Annotated in this window: 16 protein-coding genes; 4 read left to right on the top strand and 12 right to left on the bottom strand. The window is 64.1% G+C overall.

Annotated elements, in window-relative coordinates:
* Positions 1-62: 62 nt before the first annotated feature.
* From EB230_RS10295 to EB230_RS10335, 9 genes are all read right to left on the bottom strand, one after another.
* Positions 63-2,102 (bottom strand): bifunctional UDP-sugar hydrolase/5'-nucleotidase, encoded by a 2,040-nt coding sequence (locus EB230_RS10295; RefSeq protein WP_172372216.1) that lies wholly within the window; start codon positions 2,100-2,102, stop codon positions 63-65.
* A gap of 239 nt (positions 2,103-2,341) precedes the next feature.
* Complete coding sequence (locus EB230_RS10300; RefSeq protein WP_056577483.1) at positions 2,342-2,719, bottom strand: hypothetical protein; 378 nt, start codon at positions 2,717-2,719, stop codon at positions 2,342-2,344.
* A gap of 182 nt (positions 2,720-2,901) precedes the next feature.
* Entirely contained in the window at positions 2,902-4,347 is a 1,446-nt protein-coding gene (locus EB230_RS10305; protein ID WP_172372217.1) for a homospermidine synthase, read from the bottom strand.
* Positions 4,348-4,477: 130 nt separating this feature from the next.
* Positions 4,478-5,416, bottom strand: coding sequence for a DUF3445 domain-containing protein (locus tag EB230_RS10310; protein ID WP_172372218.1), 939 nt, complete (start codon positions 5,414-5,416; stop codon positions 4,478-4,480).
* Positions 5,413-5,700 (bottom strand): YciI family protein, encoded by a 288-nt coding sequence (locus tag EB230_RS10315; RefSeq protein ID WP_172372220.1) that lies wholly within the window; start codon positions 5,698-5,700, stop codon positions 5,413-5,415. The genes EB230_RS10310 and EB230_RS10315 overlap by 4 nt, the downstream gene beginning before the upstream one ends.
* A gap of 13 nt (positions 5,701-5,713) precedes the next feature.
* Complete coding sequence (locus tag EB230_RS10320) at positions 5,714-6,376, bottom strand: aminotransferase class IV family protein (protein ID WP_172372222.1); 663 nt, start codon at positions 6,374-6,376, stop codon at positions 5,714-5,716.
* On the bottom strand, positions 6,325-7,470 hold the full coding sequence (locus tag EB230_RS10325) for an aminodeoxychorismate synthase component I (protein ID WP_172372224.1): 1,146 nt from the start codon (positions 7,468-7,470) through the stop codon (positions 6,325-6,327). Before EB230_RS10325 ends, EB230_RS10320 begins: the two co-directional genes overlap by 52 nt.
* Positions 7,471-7,639: 169 nt before the next feature.
* Positions 7,640-8,389 carry an NADH dehydrogenase gene (locus EB230_RS10330; protein ID WP_056577467.1) on the bottom strand — a complete coding sequence of 250 codons (750 nt, stop codon included), beginning with the start codon at positions 8,387-8,389 and terminating at the stop codon, positions 7,640-7,642.
* 360 nt (positions 8,390-8,749) lie between these two features.
* Complete coding sequence (locus EB230_RS10335) at positions 8,750-10,588, bottom strand: M3 family oligoendopeptidase (protein ID WP_172372226.1); 1,839 nt, start codon at positions 10,586-10,588, stop codon at positions 8,750-8,752.
* Positions 10,589-10,760: 172 nt separating this feature from the next.
* Between EB230_RS10335 and EB230_RS10340 the strand changes: the two genes are divergently transcribed.
* The 3 genes from EB230_RS10340 (at position 10,761) to EB230_RS10350 (ending at position 14,937) form a co-directional block, all read left to right on the top strand.
* Complete coding sequence (locus EB230_RS10340) at positions 10,761-12,281, top strand: sigma-54 dependent transcriptional regulator (RefSeq protein WP_172372228.1); 1,521 nt, start codon at positions 10,761-10,763, stop codon at positions 12,279-12,281.
* Between the two features lie 501 nt (positions 12,282-12,782).
* Positions 12,783-14,585: a DUF882 domain-containing protein gene (locus EB230_RS10345; protein ID WP_246738930.1), complete on the top strand. Its 1,803-nt coding sequence runs from the start codon at positions 12,783-12,785 to the stop codon at positions 14,583-14,585.
* Between the two features lie 175 nt (positions 14,586-14,760).
* Positions 14,761-14,937, top strand: a complete 177-nt coding sequence (locus EB230_RS10350) for a hypothetical protein (protein WP_081295183.1) — start codon at positions 14,761-14,763, stop codon at positions 14,935-14,937.
* A gap of 119 nt (positions 14,938-15,056) precedes the next feature.
* On the opposite strand, the gene EB230_RS10355 is transcribed toward EB230_RS10350, so the two are convergent.
* Both EB230_RS10355 and EB230_RS10360 read right to left on the bottom strand, forming a co-directional pair.
* Positions 15,057-15,999, bottom strand: a protein-coding gene (locus EB230_RS10355) for an IS630 family transposase (protein WP_156394344.1) whose coding sequence is annotated in 2 segments (ribosomal slippage) — positions 15,057-15,662 and positions 15,664-15,999 — 942 coding nt in all. Because the reading frame shifts where the segments join, the coding sequence is not laid out codon by codon here.
* 89 nt (positions 16,000-16,088) lie between these two features.
* Positions 16,089-16,982 (bottom strand): AraC family transcriptional regulator, encoded by an 894-nt coding sequence (locus EB230_RS10360; protein ID WP_056578355.1) that lies wholly within the window; start codon positions 16,980-16,982, stop codon positions 16,089-16,091.
* Positions 16,983-17,112: 130 nt separating this feature from the next.
* Here EB230_RS10360 and EB230_RS10365 point away from each other — a divergent pair, with 130 nt between their 5' ends.
* The gene (locus tag EB230_RS10365) at positions 17,113-17,862 is read left to right on the top strand and encodes an SDR family oxidoreductase (RefSeq protein WP_056578353.1); all 750 of its coding nucleotides are present in this window, start codon (positions 17,113-17,115) and stop codon (positions 17,860-17,862) included.
* Between the two features lie 11 nt (positions 17,863-17,873).
* Here the strand turns inward: EB230_RS10365 and EB230_RS10370 are convergent, their stop codons facing one another.
* On the bottom strand, positions 17,874-18,512 hold the full coding sequence (locus EB230_RS10370; RefSeq protein WP_056578350.1) for a 2-dehydro-3-deoxy-phosphogluconate aldolase: 639 nt from the start codon (positions 18,510-18,512) through the stop codon (positions 17,874-17,876).
* Positions 18,513-18,727: the final 215 nt, after the last annotated feature.

Raw genomic sequence — 18,727 nt, forward strand, 5'->3', positions numbered from 1 at the left:
AGAGAATGAAAAGCCCGCCCGGTGTCCCGGAAGGGTTTGCGGTGAAGAACCCTGAAGCGATGTTACTTCGGCGGGATGGTCAGCGTCGCGCCGGGGGTCAGCCGGTGCGGCCTTTGACCCTTGTTGGCGTCATAGATGAGTTTCCACCTGGTGGCGTCGCCATAGGCCTTCTTTGCCAGATCCCAGTAGGTGTCGCCGGTGACGATGACATGGCTGCCTGTTGCCGGTGCGGCTTCGGCCGGTTTTGCCGGTTCGGCTGGTGCAGGGGCTGGAGCAGCGGGTGCCGGCGGGGGAGGCGCTGCCTCTGTCGAGATTGCCGGTGGCGTATTGGCGATGTCGCCCGAGTTGGCAGGAAGTTCAGGCATGGCGGGTGCGGCATCGGCGGGCTTTGCCGGTTCTGCCGGTTTCGCGGCCTCGGCCGGCGCTGTCTCCACCGGCTTTGCGGGTTCGGCTGGCTTGACCGGGTCGGCGGCGGGCGCCGCCGCGACAGTCGCGGCGATTTCGGTGATGCGGCCGTCGAGCTTGGGCGTGTAAGGCCGGTGGGCACCGAGGTAGTCGGCAACGACCTGTTCGAGGCCGGGGCCGTAGTCGTAGGCGTTCTTGGCCTTGTCGGCGAAGACCTTGTAGCCGTCGCCGCCCTGGCGCACGTAATTGTTGGTGGCGACGAGGTAGTCCTTGTCGGGATTGATCGGCGCCCAGGCGCCGTTCTCCATGACCTCGACGGACTTGACGCGGCCCGCATTGGGCGCGACCGACCTGTCGAAGGAATATTTGAGACCCGCCACCTGCGGGAAGCGGCCGGCGCCGTCCTCGATCTGGCTAAGACCGCTTTCGAGGCCGGCGACCAGGTCCTTGCCGGAAATCTGGAAGGTGGCCAGTGTGTTCTGGAAAGGCAGCACGGTCAGCACCTCACCCATGGTGACGGTGCCCTTGTCGATCGAGGCGCGCAGGCCGCCGCCATTGGAGATGACGATCTCGACGCCCTGTCCCTTGACGCGGTCGAGTATGGCGTCGGAGACGAGGTTGCCCATCGCGCATTCCTTGGCGCGGCAATTCTCGCGGCTGCCGTCGATGACGTCGGTGGTCTCGGCCACTTCCTTGTTCTTCAGGGCCTCGATCGGCGCGCCAAGTTCCTTGATGCGGGCGAGCACGGCCGGATCGGGCGTGATCGACTTGTCGAGATAGATGGGGTCGCCGCTCGCCGACTTGACGACGCCATTGTCGTCGAACACCACCTTGAACTCGCCGAGATATTTCGAATAGGACGCCGCCTGCACCACCGGCACCTTGTAGCCGTCCGGGTTGTCGACCATCGTCGGGTAGGGGCCTAGCGCCTTCGGATCGGTGTTGGACAAAAGCGTATGGCTGTGGCCGCCGACAACCACGTCGATGCCCGGGATCTTGGCGATGACATCGCGCTCCCTGTTGTAGCCGATATGGGTCACCGCGATGATCTTGTTGACGCCTTGCGCCTTCAGCTTCTCGACTTCCGCCGTGATCGACTTGACGTCGTCCGCGATAGCGATGTTCGGGCCGGGGGAAGCGAGTTCGGGCGTGTCGTTGGTGACGGCACCAACAATGCCGATCTTCTGTCCGCCGACCTCGACGACGATCGACGGCTTGATCTTGCCCGCCGCGCCGGACTTGTCGTTGGGCAGGACATTGGCACTGACGATCGGGAACTTCGCCTTGTCCAGGTAAGGCACCAGCGCGCTCTCGCCGTCGTCGAATTCGTGGTTGCCGAGCGTCACCGCGTCGGGTTTCAACTGATTGAGGAATTCCTCTTCCACGGCGCCCTTGTAGGTGGTGTAGAACAGCGATCCCTGGAAACTGTCGCCCGCATTGAGCAGCAGCACGTTCTGCCCTTCGAGCTTCTTGCGTTCCTGGGCGATCGCCGTGATCAACCGGCCGGCGCCGCCGATGCACTCGCCCTTGGTCTCCTCGTCGGCCGAACAGGTCGACTCGTATTTGTTGTTGCCTTCGATGCGGCTGTGCCAGTCATTGAAATGCAGAATGTTCAATGTGTAGTCGGCAAAAGATGCGCCGGCCGACAGGCCAAGCGCCGATGCGGACAGGGCCAGAATGGCGGCAATCTTCTTCATTCTCGTCTCCCGGTAGGCTGATCAGTGGCGTTTAACGCGCTTGCTTGACTGGGAAATAACAGCCAGCGTTTTGACCATGTTCCCATCGCGTTCCGGCTGACGCAAGCAGAAATGCCGTCGGTATTTTCTGGCGAAAAACCAGGGGTATTTTCTGACGAAAAACCCGGGTAAAAACCTGGCGCGCAGAAAAGAACGGCGGCCAATGGCCGCCGTCCCCGATGAGTCCCGATGTTCGCCGGTCAGGCGCGTCGCGTGAGCACGAAGTTCTGGCCGGATGAACTGGTGCAGTTCAGCTGGCTGGTGGACACCAGCAGGCAGTTGAAGCTGACCGGCGTCTGACGGATCAGCGACGTGCCGTTGATTTCGACCGACGTGGCGCCGGTCATCGTGTAGCTGCCATCGGCCAGCTTCTGGCCAGTGTCGGTGGCGACGGTCGTGAATTTACCACCTGTCAGCGTCGACAGGCCGGTACCCTTGGCATCGATCCACGATCCCTCGACGCCTTTCGGCGCGGCTGCCATCGGCGGTGCATCGGGACCGCTTGTGGTGCAGGCAGCGAGCATCACGGCAAAGGAGCCCGCCACGCCCATCGAAAGAATTTTGCGCGCAATAGTCATCTGAAATCCTCTCCAAACGCACCGGCCCAAAAATCGGATTCGATTTTGGAAGGCATGGTGCGAACGTCCAAAGTGCTGGAACGGGCATGCGTCCCGCAAGACGCACGCTGCCCCAGGCCGCATCTCTTCAATCGCCCGATTTCCGGGCGATTGCAAGGCAATGGCGCAGGGTGTGCGCGACGCTATCGGACCAGGATGTTGCGGAATTGCCACGGATCGCTGCGGTCGAGGTCCTCTGGGAAGAGCCCCGGGCGTCTGTCGAGCGGCGTCCAGTCGGTGTAATGGCCTTCGACCGGTCCGAGATAGGGCGACTGCACTTCCAGACAGCGCCGGTAATCCATCTCGTCCGCCTCGACGATGCCGGCGTCCGGATTTTCCAGGGCCCAGACCATGCCTGCCAGAACCGCTGAGGTGACCTGCATGCCAGTGGCGTTCTGATAGGGCGCCAGCTTGCGCGCCTCGGCGAGCGAGAGGTGCGAGCCGAACCAATAGGCATTCTTGTCGTGGCCGTAGAGCAGGACGCCGAGTTCGTCGACGCCATCGACCAGTTCGTTCTCGTCAAGCACATGGTGTACCGGCTGAGGCTTGCCGGCGGCACCGAACATCTCGTCCAGCGACAGCATCGCGTCGTTGCAGGGATGGTAGGCGTAATGGCAGGTCGGCCGGTATTGCACCTTGCCCTTCCTGGAGCGCACGGTGAAGAAATCGGCGATCGAGATCGCCTCGTTGTGCGTCACCAGGAGGCCGTATTGCGGGCCCGGCGTCGGGCACCAGGAGCGCACGCGCGTGTTGGCGCCGGGCTGCTCCAGGTAGATCGCGGCCTTGGAGCCGTGCTTGTGCTTCTTGGCGTTCTTCGGCATCCATTTCTCATGCGTGCCCCAGCCGAGTTCGGCCGGCTGCAAGCCTTCGGAGATGAAGCCCTCGACCGACCAGGTGTTCCAGAACACATCCATCGGCTTTGGTTTCTTGGCGCGCTGGGTGTCGCGTTCGGCGATATGGATGCCCTTGACGCCGGCCTTCTTCATCAGCTTCGCCCAGCCCTCGCGGTCTTCCTGTGCGGGCTCGGAAAACTCAAGGCCAAGATCGGTGGCGAGGTTCACCAGCGCCTGCTTGACGAACCACGAGACCATGCCGGGATTGGCGCCGCAGGTGGAAACCGCGGTAGCGCCGCCCGGTTTGTCGTGCTTTTCCTTGATCAGGGATTCGCGCAGCGCATAGTTGGTGCGGCTGGCATTGTCGGCGTTGGCGTCGAAATAGAATCCAAGCCACGGCTCGACGACGGTGTCGATGTAGAGCACGCCGAGCTTGCGGCAGAGCCGCATCAGGTCGACCGAGCCGGTATCGACCGACAAATTGACGCAAAAGCCCTGGCCGCCGCCATTGGTCAGCAGCGGCGTCAGAAGCTTCTTGTAGTTCTTCTCGGTCACCGCTTCCTGGACGAAGGCGATGCCGCGCTCGTCGAGCAGCTTGCGGTCGGTGTCGCGCGGATCAAGGACCGTCATGCGCGACTTGTCGAACTTGAAATGGCGCTCGATGAGAGGCAGCGTTCCCCGTCCGATCGAGCCGAAGCCGATCATCACCACAGGGCCGGTGATCTCGCCGTAGACGGGCCAGTTTTCATTCGCCATTTTATCGAGCACTCCTTCAACCATGTACAAAAGCCGGGCAGACATCTGCAAAAAACCGGGCATTTTTGCCAACGGCCTGCGCTACATCACAGATCATTGTCATAAACCAGCGAAAAGCGCCAACCTGTGGCTAGCCGTCCTTGGCCATGTGGTTAAGGACGGCGACAAGCCGGTCGCGGTCCGATGTCAGGCCCTTGTAGTCGAGTTGGTCGAGATCGAGCGCTTCGAGCTGGGCGGCAAAGGACAGTGCGAGCGCTGCGCGCTCCGGGTGCCGCTCCAGCACCGCGAGCGGGTCCAGGTGGATGCGGATGGTGAACAGGATGTCGCGCGAGGCGGGCAGTTTACGCAGCGTCTGGCGCTCGACGCGGATGAAGGCGTGCGCCTTGACGTCACCATCGGGGAAGCGCGTCGGCCGGTTGGTGGCACGGTCGATGCGCTCGACATTGGACAGCGGATGGTAAAGCGCATTGTCGGCCTGGATCGACCAGTTAAAGCGCTCGACCGCCTGGCCCTGCAGGCCGTCGAACATGCGGTTGATGAGTTCGGCGGGGCGCGTGCCCGGGCCGAAGCCGGGCACCGGCTCGTGAATCTGTTGCAGCGGCTTGCCGAATTTTTCGAGCAGCGACCAGGACGAGGGAAAGCACAGCGAGCCGGCCGCGAGCCGCCAGCCGCTGTCGTCGCGGCGCATCAGGATCAGGTCTTCCTGGACCAGCAGCGAGGCCGCGACCAGCGGGGCGCCGACCAGACCCGAAGGCAAGGCAGGGTGGTCCGCGGCGCCGACCACCTCGTTGCCTGCATCGGTGCGGCGATGGGTGCGCGAAAATTGCTCCGGCAGATAGGCGCCGAGCAAGTCGAGCACTTCCTGCTGGGCGTCTCGCGTGCCGTCCTCCTCGACGAAAACCCGTTCGGGAATTTCGGCATAAAGCCGGCGCTTCTCGGCGAGATAGGGCAGGAGATGACCGTCGACCTCGATCCAGTTCGCGGGGTCGAGCGGCTTCAGCCCGATGTTGAACAGCTTCGACGAACCGTCATAGGGGGTATGGGTGGGCAGGGCTTCGACCAAGCTCATGCTTCCTTGAAGGCGTCGAGACCGGCGGCGGTCATTCTCGCCAGGAATTCGGTGACATCGTGGTCCGCGGCGCCTGCCTTGGCGAACGGGCCCGCGGCCAGCCTGGAATCGAGGATCTCGCGCGAGCATTGCGCGACGATGATGCCGCCGGTCCTCGGCTTCTTCGGCCCGGAGGCAATGAAGACGCCCTCTGCATAGCAGGCCTTCAGCCATTCGACATGTGCAGCCTGAAGGCGGTCGATCTCTGTCAGAGGCACCTTGTAGTTCAGCGAAACGACGAACATGGCGTTCTCCCGATCAAATCAGTCTTGCGGGGATCAGGCCGCGCAGCGAATTGCCGACAAAGAGAGCCTTGGCCGACTTCAGGTCGTCACAGGTGTAGATTGCTTCCGCCGCCCGGCCTTCATCCAGAAGCGCGGCGCGCAATACGCCAGGCAGCAGGCCACAGTCCAACCGGGGCGTGGCCAGCACGCCGTCGCCGAAATCGGCGAAGACATTGGTGATGGTGCCTTCACAGATTTCGCCGCGCTCATTGGCCAGGATCACCTCGTCGGCCTGGGTGACGAGATATTCGGAACGGGCATGGGTGTAGAGCTGGCGCCGGCTTGTCTTGTGGCGCAGCAGCGTGTTGCTCGAATCGAGCCTCGTCCGCGCCAGCCGCAGCACCCAGACCTTGTCGGCTGCGAGCGGTTCGTAGGGTTGCGCCGAGGCGGTTGCTTCGCCGTTGCGCGCCAAGGCGAGCCGCGCGCGCATGGCGGTGCGGGCACCGTCGACCGCGTTGGCCAGCGCGGCGCCAACCTTTTGCGGATCGCAGGCGAAGCCGAGCTCCGCCGCCGAGCCATAGAGGCGCGCAAGGTGGCGGTCGAAGCGCAGGAAGCCCGTCCCGGGCTGCCAGCGCATGGTCTCGATCAGCTCGAAATCGGCGGTGTCCCCGTCGCGAAGCGGGCCTTGAGCAGACACTCCTGATACTCCTCCTGCGCCGTCGAATCGAAGACGATGCCGCCGCCGACATTGTAGACGGCCTCGCCACCGGCAAAGAGCGAGATGGTGCGGATCGCCACGGAAAAGCGCATCGTGCCGCCGGGCGCGATCCAGCCGATGGCGCCGCAATAGACGTCGCGCGGCGTGCCTTCCAGATCGTGCAGGATCTCCATTGCGCGGATCTTCGGCGCCCCGGTGATCGAGCCGCAGGGAAACAAAGCCGCGAAGACCTGGCGGATGGTGAGGCCCGGCAGCAGCTTGGCCCTGACGTCGCTCACCATCTGGTGGACGGTCGGGTAGCTCTCGATGCGGAACAGTTCGGGCACCTCCAGCGTGCCGACCTCGCTGATCAGCGAGATGTCGTTACGCAGGAGGTCGACGATCATCCGGTTCTCGGCCTGGTTCTTCTCGTCATGGCGCAGGAAGGTCTTCTGCCGCTCGTCCTCGTCCCTGGTCGCACCGCGCGGGGCCGTGCCCTTCATCGGATGCGTCTCGATCATCCCGGCGGCATTGATCTCGAAGAACAGTTCGGGCGAGCGCGACAGCACGATGGGATCGCCAAGCGCCACCAGCGCGCCATACTTCACCGGCTGGCGCTCGGTCAGCGCGTCAAAGGCGGCGAGCGGGTCGCCCGACCATTGCGCCCGCACCGGGAAGGTCAGATTGCCCTGGTAGCAATCGCCTTGCCTGATGTGTTGATGCAGTCGCGAGAAACGCTTCTCGTAATCCTCGAACGACCAGGCCGCCCTTGCATCGAAGATCGGGCCGTTGGTCGCAGCTGCGTTGCGTGGCGGCACGGCGTCCTCGGCCGGAGCGTCGAAGACGCCGAGGCAGATCAGCGGTGCGCGGCGCCGGCCCGGCAGCAAGGGAACGAGCTTCGGTTCGAGCAGGTAACCCGCCTCATAGGAGAAATAGCCGGCCAGCCATTTGCCGGCGTCGTGCGCGGCCTGCGCTGCTTCCAGCGCCGGCAGGAAATCACGCGCCTCATGCGCCACGATGATGTCGGCCGGCCGGTCGAAAACGAGCTGGCGCGCGCTTTCGTCGTTGCGGAAAATGGCGGCGGGCAGGGACATGGGAACCGGGATCGATGAAGCCGTCGATCGCTCTATATGGGGGGCGGGCCGCGTGCAATCGAGGGAACGGCACCTTGCCCCTCAAAGCCGACCTCTTGGCGGCCTTGTCCGCCAAAAATAAATCGGCGGGGCTGTGGCCCCGCCTATTTGATGATCCGCCTGTGCGGGTTCAGGTGTTGCTGGCGGTCCCGGCTGTCGGAAATTGCTTGGCGAATTCCTTCTCGTCGCCGGCGGCGAGCAGCTTGGCTTGCTCGATCCAGCGTTCGCGCGCGATGCGGCCGTCGAAGTTCATTACGTCCTCGATCCGCTTGATGTCGGCTGCCGTCCAGGCGGCGATCTGGGCGAAGGTGGTGACGCCCTGCGCCTTGAGCAGCTTCTCGTTGACCGGGCCGATACCGATCAGCCGGCGCAGATTGTCGGGCTTGGCCGCTGCTGGCTTGGCCGCCGCTGGCTTGGCTGCCGGCGGTGCGGCCTTCTTGGCGGCTGCCGGCTTGGGCGCGGCCGAACTCTTTGTGGCCGAAGCCGTGGAGGCCGCAGGTTTGCTCGCGGCGGGTTTGGCGGCGGCTTTCGCCGGGGCGGCAGGTTTGGCAGGCGCAGCCTTGGCCGCGGGTGGAGCGGATTTGGCGGCGGCCGGCGTCGACAGCAGGGCTGCCGGGGGTTGGCTGGCGGCCTTTGCTCCGCCACCCGCGGAAGCCTGCGCGTCGCGCAACTGGCGTTCAAGGTCGGCGCGGGTCTTGCCGCATGCATTCAGTTCGCCGGTCAGCCGGTCGCTGTCGGCACGCAGCCGGTCGCGCTCGCCGCGGGTTCGGTCGAGGTCGCCGCGAAGGCTGTCGAGCTCGCCACGCAGGCGACCCCAGATGAACCAGCCAACCAACACGCCTACCAGGAACGCCAGGACCACGTAGAAAAAAGTGCCCATTGTCTCTCTCCAGTCAGATCCGTCTGCCGTGGGTCATGACCTTCGGCGATGGACTACTCGGTGATGTTTCCGCGGGTTCGCAGAACAGCCGGCTTCGGTTCGAGCTGTTGGCAATCGGCTTTGCTTGCCCATGGCCAACGGCCGTTGTCGCGTTCGCCTGAGCGTCACGGCCGGCTGAGATTTCCCTCGCCGATCCGCATGCGCTCCGGCTGAGCTTGGAGCGAAGGCTATCATAGAGCTTACGGAAAGCTATGGGAAAAACTTCTGCCTAGAGTTCTTCAAGAACAAATATTTAGCGCAAGAATACTGCGATCCCAACATGCATTCCGGCTAAACTGTTTTGCCCATGCGAGACGCGTCTCAACTGTCGAGGGATTCCAGTTCGTCGATCAGGCCGCTGATCACGCCAAGCCCGATCTGCCAGAAGGCGGGATCGGTGGCGTCGAGGCCGAAGGGCGCCAGAAGCTGCGAATGATGCTTTGTGCCGCCGGCGCGCAGCATCTCGAAATACTTGTCCTGGAAGCCGCGCTCGGCGTTCTGGTAGACCGCGTAGAGCGAGTTCACCAGGCAGTCCCCGAAAGCATACGCATAGACGTAGAAAGGCGAATGGATGAAGTGCGGGATGTAGGTCCAGAAGACCTCGTAGCCTTCGCGCAGCTTGATCGCGGGCCCCAGGCTTTCGGCCTGCACTTCCAGCCAGAACTGGCCGAGCCTGTCTGACGTCAGTTCGCCGTTGCGGCGTTCCGCATGCACCTTGCGCTCGAATTCGTAGAAGGCGATCTGGCGCACCACCGTGTTGATCATGTCCTCGACCTTCTGGGCGAGCATGGCCTTGCGCTCACGCCTGTCGGTGGTCCGCTCGAGCAGCGAGCGGAAGGTCAGCATCTCGCCGAACACGGAAGCGGTCTCGGCCAGCGTCAGCGGCGTCGAGGCCATCAGCGCGCCCTGGCCGGCCGCCAGCACCTGATGCACGCCGTGGCCGAGCTCATGCGCCAGCGTCATCACATCGCGCGGCTTGCCCATGTAGTTGAGCAGCAAATAGGGGTGCGCCGACGGCACGGTCGGATGGGCAAAGGCGCCAGGCGACTTGCCGGGCCTTACCGGGGCGTCGATCCAGTTGCGGTCGAAGAAGGTGCGCGCGATCTCGGCCATCTCGGGCGAGAAGCGCTGATAGGCGGAGAGCACGGTATTCCTGGCTTCGTCCCAGCCGATCACCGCCTGTGGCGTCTCCGGCAGTGGAGCGTTGCGATCCCAGTGGTTCATTACTTCCATGCCGAGCCACCGCGCCTTCATCGCGTAGTAGCGGTGCGACAGGCGCGGATAGGCCTCGCGCACCGCGGCGGCGAGCGCGTCGACCACGCCGCGCTCGACACGGTTGGCGAGATGGCGTGAATCGGCGATGTCCTCGAAGCCGCGCCAGCGGTCGGATATTTCCTTGTCCTTGGCCAGCGTGTTGGTGATCAGCGTGAAGGTGCGCAAATTCTTGCGGAAGGTCGCGGCCAGCGCCTCTGAGGCGCGGCGGCGCACCTCGCCGTCGGCATCCTGCAAACGGTTGAGTGCCGGCTCCAGCGTCAATTCCTCGCCATCGACGTTGAAGCGAAGGTCGGTCATCGTCTCGTCGAACAGACGGTTCCAGGCTCCGCGTCCGGTGATCGACTTCTCATGGAAAAGCTGCTCGACACGATCCTCGAGCTGGTAGGGCTTGTCCATGCGCAGGTCGAGCACCCAGGGCCGATAGTGGCCGAAAGCGGGATCGCCGGCCAGCGCGCTTTCGATCGCGGCGTCGTCGATCAGGTTCAGTTCGAGCGCGAAGAACAGAAGATGCGCGCTGGCGTCGGTCATCCTCTCCTGGATGTCGCCATAGAGCTTGGCGCGCTGCGGGTCGGCGGTGTTGCCGGCATAGACCAGGCCGGCATAGGAGACGATGCGGCCGATCAGTTCCTCCAGGGCCTCGTAGGCGACCAGCGCTTCGCCCAGCTTGCCGGCGCCGCCGCGCCCGGCCTCGGCGGCGAGCGTACCCTTCCAGCGGGTCTCGAAGGCGATCGCGTCGGCGGCGGCCCTGGCGATGTCACGCTTCAGTTCCGGGGCTTCCATGCCGGCATAGAGGTCGGCAAGGTTCCATTCCGGCAGATCGCCAAGCTCGGCCGCGCCCTGACCGGACGCTGGTGCCGCAAGCCGCCGACCAAACATCATGCGCATCGACATACCTTCTGTGAATCACGGGGTCAGAATCAAGGGCCCAGAATCAGGGAGAACGGAGAAGCCGGTCAAATCCTAAGGAATTCGTTCACCGGGTTTTTTGAAACCTTGTTTAGAACCCTGTGCCAAGATGATCCATGGGGATTTCGGGCGCGGGCAAATCAAGACAGTCATGACAGGTTCCATACTCATAGTCGATGACGATCCCGTGCAGCGCCGGCTGCTCGAGGCCGCGGTGACGCGCTTCGGCCACGCGGCAATCGTCGTCGACGGCGGCGCCGCCGGCCTTGAAGTGCTCGACGGGCCAACGGCCCGCGACGTTTCGGTGGTGATCCTCGATCTGGTCATGCCCGGCCTCGACGGCATCGGCGTGCTGAAGGCGATGCGTGAACGCGACATCACCGTCCCGGTCATCGTCCAGACCGCCCAGGGCGGCATCGAAACCGTTGTGTCGGCGATGCGCCATGGCGCCTTCGATTTCGTCGTCAAGCCGGCGTCGCCCGACAGGCTGCAGGCGTCGATCGCCAAAGCGCTCAAGGTCGAAGCGGTCGAGGGTGAGGTCAAGCGCACGTCGCGCAGGCGCGGCGGGCTGCTGACCTTCAGGGACATGATCACCCACAGCCCGGCCATGGACAGGGTGATACGGCTTGGCCAGAAAGCGGCCGCCTCCAACATCCCGATCCTGATCGAAGGCGAATCCGGCGTCGGCAAGGAGCTGGTGGCGCGCGCCATCCAGGGCAGCGGCGACCGCCGCTCGAAGCCTTTCGTCACCGTCAATTGCGGCGCCATTCCCGACAATCTGGTCGAATCGATCCTGTTCGGCCACGAGAAGGGCTCGTTCACCGGCGCCACCGACAAGCACACCGGCAAGTTCGTCGAAGCGCATACGGGCACGCTGTTCCTCGACGAGATCGGCGACTTGCCGCTCGACGTCCAGGTCAAGCTGTTGCGCGCCGTGCAGGAGGGCGAGGTCGATCCGGTCGGTGGCCGCTCGACCGTCAAGGTCGACATAAGGCTGATTTCGGCGACGCACCGCAACCTGCTGCAGCAGGTCAAGGACGGCAAGTTCCGCGAGGATCTGTTCTACCGGCTGAACGTCTATCCGATCTTCGTGCCGCCGCTGCGCGACCGCCGCGACGACATTCCGCATCTGGTCACGCATTTCATGGAGAAGGTGGCACCCGCCGACCCGCGCCATCGCCTGCAAGGCATTTCGGCGCCGGCACTTGCCGTGCTGCAGGCCTATGACTGGCCCGGCAACATCCGGCAACTGGAAAACGCCGTCTTCCGCGCTTCGGTGCTGTGTGACGGCGACGTGCTCGGTGTCGATGATTTTCCACAGATCCGGGCGCAGGTCGAAGGCACCGTCAATCTCGAAACTGACGTCGCCGCGCCACCGTCGCTGGAACCTCGCGACGACGATATCCTGGGCGGCGAGGCGATGGCCGAGGCCGAACTGCCCCCGCGGCTTCAGCCTCGCTTCGGCACCCTGCGGGCGCTCGACGAACGCGGCAATGTGCGGGCGCTCGCCGACGTCGAGCTCGAGATGATCAAGCTCGCCATCGACCATTACAACGGCCAGATGAGCGAAGTCGCGCGCCGCCTCGGCATCGGCCGCTCGACGCTTTACCGCAAGCTCAAGGAATATGGCATCGACCCGGAAACCGGCCGCGTGGAACGGTTGGCGTCCTAATCGCGTCGCGCCGAACCGGACCTCCGCGCCGCGTGTCAGGTCATGTCCCGTGCATGTCGTTCGCCCCGAAACCGAAGCCAGGTTTGGGCAACATGCATCGGACGCAAGGCCGGGACCAGCTTGCGATGCCAGAGTTTGTCCCGCTGTCAGCGGGGTTCGGCCGGATATGGCATGCCCGTGGACAGCTCTGTTCACGCATTAAGGCTAATAGTAACAGATCGTGTTCTGTCAAAAGCCGGAATCCTGATCTAAACCAGCGGTTTACCAAGAAACCTTGTGAACAATTTTTGACGGGATATCGCCATGGTGTTACCGCATTTCGGCTTCAATAAGCGATGATTAACCATTAGGATTGATATTCGGATGTGAAAACGACACGTCCGTTTGGGCAAATCCGGGGACAAACGGCAGCCTGCAAGGCCTTTTGATTTGAACAGAATCGAACGACTCACAAACGGGCGGCATCATCATCTGAGCGTCTGGCCGAGATGGCTGGCAGCGGTGATTGTCGCTTTTGGTTTTGTTGCCGCGGTCGCCACCGGCGCCCAGGCCGAAGTTCGTTCGCTGAAGCTTTACCACCTCCACACGCATGAGAAGGCGGAGATCGTCTACAAGCGCAATGGCCGCTACGATCCGGAGGGCCTGAGGAAGATCAACATCATCCTGCGCGACTGGCGCCGCAACGAACCGACCAAGATGGATCCGCGCCTGCTGGACCTGGTCTGGGAAGCATATCGCGAAAGCGGCGCCACCGACTATATCCAGGTCGTCTGCGGTTACCGTTCGCCGTCGACGAACTCGATGCTGCGCAGCCGCAGCCGGGGCGTTGCCGAGAAGAGCCAGCATATGCTCGGCAAGGCGATGGATTTCTATATTCCCGGCGTGCCGCTGAAGAAGCTGCGCAACATCGGCCTGAAGATGCAGGGCGGTGGCGTCGGCTATTACCCGACCTCCGGTTCGCCGTTCGTCCATATGGATGTCGGCAATGTACGCCACTGGCCCGGCATCAGCCGGCAGGAACTGGTCAGCCTGTTCCCCAACGGCAAGACCCTGCATGTGCCGAGCGACGGCCGGCCGCTGCCGGGCTATGAGCAGGCAATGGCCGCCTACAAGGCGCGCAAGGGCGCCGGTACGCCCAATGTCGAGCTTGCGAGCGCCGGCGGCAGCGGCAAGAAGTCCGGCGGCTTCCTCTCCGCCTTCTTCGGCGGTGGCGGCGACGATGAAGCCGACGACAGCGCCGACGTCGAGACCGCTTCGGCCGCCCCTGCGCCCAAGGCTAGAAACCTGAAGCCGGCCGCGACCGCCAAGAGCAACCTGCCGGGCATCGCCATCGTAGCGCCCGAGAATGCACAGCGCGCCAACATCCCGCAGATTGCCGACGAGCAGGCTCCGGAACCGGTGAAGGACACGCCGGAAACGATCATCGCCGCGCTGCCCGCCAAGGAGATTCCGCTGCCCGATTTCGCGCCGCGGCCGAAGGCCGATGTCGGTGCTCAGCCTGAGAATGTTCCGTTCGCCATGGCGGACGCGACCGCGACCACCGAACAGGCCGTGGCGACCGCGCAGGCGCCGGCGAACATGCCGTTCGCCAAGGCTGATCCCGCCACTGTGGCGGCGGCGGCCGATCCGGCACAGGTTGCCGTCAACAACATCCCCTTGCCGACGTGGCGTCCCGAACGCACGCTGCCGGCTGATCTCGCACCGCCGCCCAGCAAGGATGTGCTGATGGCGCTGGCGGATACGGCCGAACAGGGCAAGACCGCGTCCGATGCGTTCTCGGTGCTGCCGACGGAGCGTCCCGAACCGGCCAAGCCGGACGCCGTCAAGGCCGTGCTTGACGAGGCCAATGCCCAGGTCGGCAATGCCGACGAATACAAGGTTGCGTCGCTGTCGCAAGAACCGCGCTCGGCCTTCAACGATCCGTCAGGTGTCGATGCCGCATCGCCGCGTCAGGCGGTTGCCGCCCGCCCGGCCGGTTCCGATCCGGCCGCCGCGATCGGCGCCGGCGTGAAGACGACCCGCAAGGAAGCCAGGGCCACCCCCCGCGACCAGAAGCCCGGCCCCAGGGCCATGGTGGTCGCCGCCGCGCCCCAGGCCGCCCGCTGGGCGCTGACCAGCGGCGAGAACGTCGCCACCGCTTCGGCTGCGACGACGGCGCCGGGCTACGCCTACAACATCGTGCATACGCCGCCGAGCGAGGTCTACACGGCCGGCTTCCAGCCGAGCAATGAGGTCGCCGACGCCAACCGGTTCACCGGCAACGCCGTCAAGTTCATGTCGGTGGCCCGCTTCCAGACGAAATAGCCTGCTGGCCAGACGAGACAAAGCCGCGCCGGGCGACCAGCGCGGCTTTTTGCTGTCCGGGGTGATGCATCCGGCACCCAACCCGGTGAATCACGCGGACTGAACTTCTCGTGAAGCCGGAACGGCCTGGCTGTTTGCGGGTTAGCGTGGGTACGTTCCAACCCTGGGGAAATTCATGAAGAAAATTCTACTGGCATCCGTTCTGGCATTGGTTGCAGCATCCGCCGCGATCGCTCCGTCGCGAGCCGAAACCGTGATCATCAAGAATGGCAAGCATCACTGCAGGACCAAGCTGGTCACGCATTGGGTGCACCATCACAGGGTGACCGAGAAGGTCAAGGTCTGCCGCTGATCCGGAAGCGATGGGGTCCGGGAGAATTGGCCCGGTCGACGAGAGTCGGCCGGGCTTTTCATGTGCCAGCCGACGCAGCGCTCAGGGCTTGGTTCCGAGCGTTCTAGAGCGTGTTTCACTTACATTGAAGCATATCCAGCGTTGACGAGATAGTTGGCGCATTCAGCGGGTTGAAAGCTTTCGAGGAGTGTTCCGATACGTCGCCATGTGGCCTCGACGGTCCGTTCTGAAGCCTTTCGCATGAGGTGCTTGAGCTTGGCGAAGACCTGCTCGATCGGGTTTAGGTCTGGACTGTAGGGTGGCAGGTAGAAAAGCTTGGCTCCGGCCGCGCGAATGGCACGACGAATGGCTTGCCCCTTGTGACTTCCAAGATTGTCCATGACGACGATGTCACCGGGCGAGAGCGTCGGCACGAGGAACTGCTCAACCCAGGCCGCAAAGCTTGCACCGTTGATGGGACCATCAATGACGCAGGGCGCGTCGATGCGCTCGCAGCGCAGCGCGGCCAGGAAGGTCAGCGTGCGCCATTTGCCATGCGGAGCCTTGGCGACCAATCGGTGCCCACGAGGCCCCCAGCCTCGTAGCGGCGCCATGTTGGTTTTTGCCCAGGTTTCGTCGATGAACACCAGGCGCCGTGGATCAAGCCTGCCTTGATACTTCCTCCATTGTGCCCGGCGCCGCGCAATCGCCGGCCTGTCCTGCTCGCTGGCGAACAGCGTTTTTTTTGAAGCTGAACCCGGCCTCCTTCAGCACCCGCCACACCGACACCGGGGCTGCCACGATGCCGCGCTCGGCAAGCTCCGCCGACAGCGCTCGCACGCTCACATGCGACTGTGAGGCTACCCGCTCCAGCAGCCACACGCGATGTGGCTCCAAATCCCGGCCGGATTGACGCCCCATGCGCAACGCCGATGCGCTTCCGCTCAATCGTTGGCGTTGCGACCACTTCACAACACTCGCCACGCTCACCCCGAACAATGCAGCCGTTTCCCGGCATGTCCGGCCAGCCGCAACCGCTGCCGCAACGCGCTCACGAAGATCGTTTGAATAGGGTCTTGGCATCCGATGCTGGCCTCCGCCCAGCCAGCATCTTGAATCACAAAATCACCTCGGCGTGAATCCCAACCGATTCAAATCAACAGCAACACGCTCTAGTCGATTTCCAGCGTGGCTGCTTCGCCCTTGGCCAGAAGCCGGGCGGCGTCGCGCGCCGGCGGTAGTCCGAAATGGCGCGCATATTCCCGGCTGAACTGCGAAGCGCTTTCATAGCCGACGGCAAAGGCGACACGCATGGCGCTGCCCGGCTCCGCGATCAGCAGATGACGAGCCTGCAGCAGACGCACCTGCTTCTGATACTGCATCGGGCTCATGGCGGTCGCCGCCTTGAAATGGCGATGGAACGAAGCGTTGCTCATATGCGCGAGTTCGGCCAGCTCCGTTACATCGATGGGTTCGTTGTAGTGTGCTCGTATCCAGGCGGTGGCGCGGCGTATCTGTGACAGGCGGCCATCGGCGTGCGCGAGCTGCCGCAACTTCGCCCCTTGCGGACCTTGCAGCAAGCGGAACGCGATCTCGCGTTCGAGCATGGGCGCGAGCACGGGAATTTCGGTTGGCCGGTCGAGCAGCCGCAGCATGCGGCGCCATGCATCGAGCAGTTCATCATCGGCCCGGTTGGTCACGAAGCCGTCGCCGTCCACCGCCGGCTTGTGGTCGATGATCAGGGCGGCGATCAGCCCGACATCGAGGGCGAAGGCGATGGCCGTGTAAGGACGGGCGCTGCTCGCCTCGAGGAGCTGGCTGGTGGCCGGCGTTTCCACCGCATAGATGAAATAGCTGCCGGCGCCATAGCGAAGCGTGCGGTCGCCGATCAGCACCGTCTTGGTCCCCTGCAGCACGAACAGCGCCGTCGGCTGGCAAAGCTCGGGCAGGGGCGGGGTCGCGACCTCGCTGCGGCCGATCGTGACGCGCGGGATCGCCGTCTTGGTGCGCCGCCCATGCGCATGGCGGCCGGCGATGCCGATCAATTCCCGCAAAACCTCTTCCATCCCCCAGCATTGCCGATCCGGGCGGCCCGCGCAACCAATTGAGAGGATTAGGCAAGAGGGCGCGAGTATCCGGCGCGCGAAACCGGCCGAGGCACGTCATCTCCAGGTCACCAAAGACGGAGACATCGACATGACGACGCAGAGAAATGCGCTGGTCACCGGCGCCAACAAGGGTATCGGCCTCGAGACCACTCGCCGGCTGGCGGCCCTGGGGTTCAAGGTCTGGGCTGGCGCCCGCGACGCCGAGCGCGGGGAGGCCGCGGCAAAGGCGTTGTGCAACGAAGGGTTCGACGTCAAATGGCTCGAGCTCGACGTCTCCAGCGACGACAGCGTGGCAGCCGCGGCCAAGACCCTGGGAGCGCAGGTATCCAGCCTCGACGCGTTGGTCAACAATGCCGGCATTGCCCCCGGCTATGTTGACGCGCTGGGACCGGACGGCCGCTACGAACGGCCGCCGAGCCGCGAGGATATCACCGATATGAAGGCCACCTATGACGTCAACGTCTTCGGCCCGGTGCGCGTCACCCAGGCGTTCCTGCCGCTGCTCCTGGCATCGCCCGCCGCGCGCATCGTCATGGTGAGCAGCTATCTCGGCTCGATCGCGCGCGCCGCCGGCAACAGCCAGTCGCCCAATGTGATGAGCTATGGCAGCTCAAAAACAGCGCTCAATGCCATCACCGTGGCCTTCGCCAGGGAGCTCTCCCCGCGCGGCATCATGGTCAACGCCGCCGCTCCCGGCTACACGGCAACGGACCTCAATGCGCATAGGGGCGGGCGTACGGTGCAGCAGGCTGCCGGGATCATCGTGCAATTGGCGACGCTGAAGGCGGGCGGACCCACCGGCGGCTATTTCGATGAGAACGGTCCGTTGCCCTGGTGAGCGGGAATCGACTATTTCCTGAGCTTGCTCGCTTCACGTGCAAGCGCTTCGATCTCGTCCCATTTGCCCGCCTTGACCATGTCGTCGGGCGCGACCCAGGAACCGCCGACGCAGATGACATTGGGCAGGCTGAGATAGTCGGCGGCATTCTTGCCGGTGATGCCGCCGGTCGGGCAGAATTTGACGTCGGCGAGCGGCGAGGCGAAAGCCTTCAGCGAGGCGATGCCGCCGGACTGCTCGGCCGGGAAGAATTTCAGGAAGCGCAGGCCTGCCTCGCGCGCGGCCATGATCTCGCCGGGCGTGATGGCGCCGGGCAGCAATGGGACGGCGCTGTCTTTCGCCGCGGCCAGAAGCTGGCTGGTGATGCCGGGGCTGACAATGAATTTCGATCCAGCGGCCGCCGCTTCGTCGAACTGGCGGGCGTCGAGAATGGTGCCGGCGCCGACAATGGCATCCTCGACTTCGGCCGCCACGCGGCGGATCGCTTCCAACGCATCGGCGGTCCTGAGCGTGATCTCGATCGCCGGCAGGCCGCCACGTGCCAGGGCACGGGCCAGAGGCACCGCATCGGCAACATTGGCGATCTTCAGCACCGGTATGACCGGCTGGCCATTGAGGAGTGACAGGAGTTTCTCGGTCTTGCTGGGCATCTGTCTCTCCGTATCCCAAGCGCGCCGTATGAATCCGTCTCGGCGTGGCGCGCTCCTGGTTCATTTCAACCGATTAGCAGACGCGTGTTTGCCTGTCCACGAAACCGGTCGCGTCGCGATGTCACGCGCTGTCGGACAACTTATCGGCTCTTCCCCGACAGGGCCATGACAAGCACCAAAGCCCGTTTCACCTTGAAACAGGATTTACGAGCGTC

It is taken from the genome of Mesorhizobium sp. NZP2234 (assembly GCF_013170765.1).
In the GTDB taxonomy this organism is placed as follows: domain Bacteria; phylum Pseudomonadota; class Alphaproteobacteria; order Rhizobiales; family Rhizobiaceae; genus Mesorhizobium; species Mesorhizobium loti_D.

What these genes read in the sequence shown, in the direction of transcription:
- EB230_RS10330 (WP_056577467.1), bottom strand. Translation starts at nt 8,389, where the DNA reads ATGGGCACTTTTTTCTACGTGGTCCTGGCGTTCCTGGTAGGCGTGTTG.
- EB230_RS10340 (WP_172372228.1), top strand. Translation starts at nt 10,761, where the DNA reads ATGACAGGTTCCATACTCATAGTCGATGACGATCCCGTGCAGCGCCGG.
- EB230_RS10310 (WP_172372218.1), bottom strand. Translation starts at nt 5,416, where the DNA reads ATGAGCTTGGTCGAAGCCCTGCCCACCCATACCCCCTATGACGGTTCG.
- EB230_RS10295 (WP_172372216.1), bottom strand. Translation starts at nt 2,102, where the DNA reads ATGAAGAAGATTGCCGCCATTCTGGCCCTGTCCGCATCGGCGCTTGGC.
- EB230_RS10350 (WP_081295183.1), top strand. Translation starts at nt 14,761, where the DNA reads ATGAAGAAAATTCTACTGGCATCCGTTCTGGCATTGGTTGCAGCATCC.
- EB230_RS10305 (WP_172372217.1), bottom strand. Translation starts at nt 4,347, where the DNA reads ATGGCGAATGAAAACTGGCCCGTCTACGGCGAGATCACCGGCCCTGTG.
- EB230_RS10335 (WP_172372226.1), bottom strand. Translation starts at nt 10,588, where the DNA reads ATGCGCATGATGTTTGGTCGGCGGCTTGCGGCACCAGCGTCCGGTCAG.
- EB230_RS10370 (WP_056578350.1), bottom strand. Translation starts at nt 18,512, where the DNA reads ATGCCCAGCAAGACCGAGAAACTCCTGTCACTCCTCAATGGCCAGCCG.
- EB230_RS10325 (WP_172372224.1), bottom strand. Translation starts at nt 7,470, where the DNA reads ATGTCCCTGCCCGCCGCCATTTTCCGCAACGACGAAAGCGCGCGCCAG.
- EB230_RS10360 (WP_056578355.1), bottom strand. Translation starts at nt 16,982, where the DNA reads ATGGAAGAGGTTTTGCGGGAATTGATCGGCATCGCCGGCCGCCATGCG.
- EB230_RS10315 (WP_172372220.1), bottom strand. Translation starts at nt 5,700, where the DNA reads ATGTTCGTCGTTTCGCTGAACTACAAGGTGCCTCTGACAGAGATCGAC.
- EB230_RS10365 (WP_056578353.1), top strand. Translation starts at nt 17,113, where the DNA reads ATGACGACGCAGAGAAATGCGCTGGTCACCGGCGCCAACAAGGGTATC.
- EB230_RS10300 (WP_056577483.1), bottom strand. Translation starts at nt 2,719, where the DNA reads ATGACTATTGCGCGCAAAATTCTTTCGATGGGCGTGGCGGGCTCCTTT.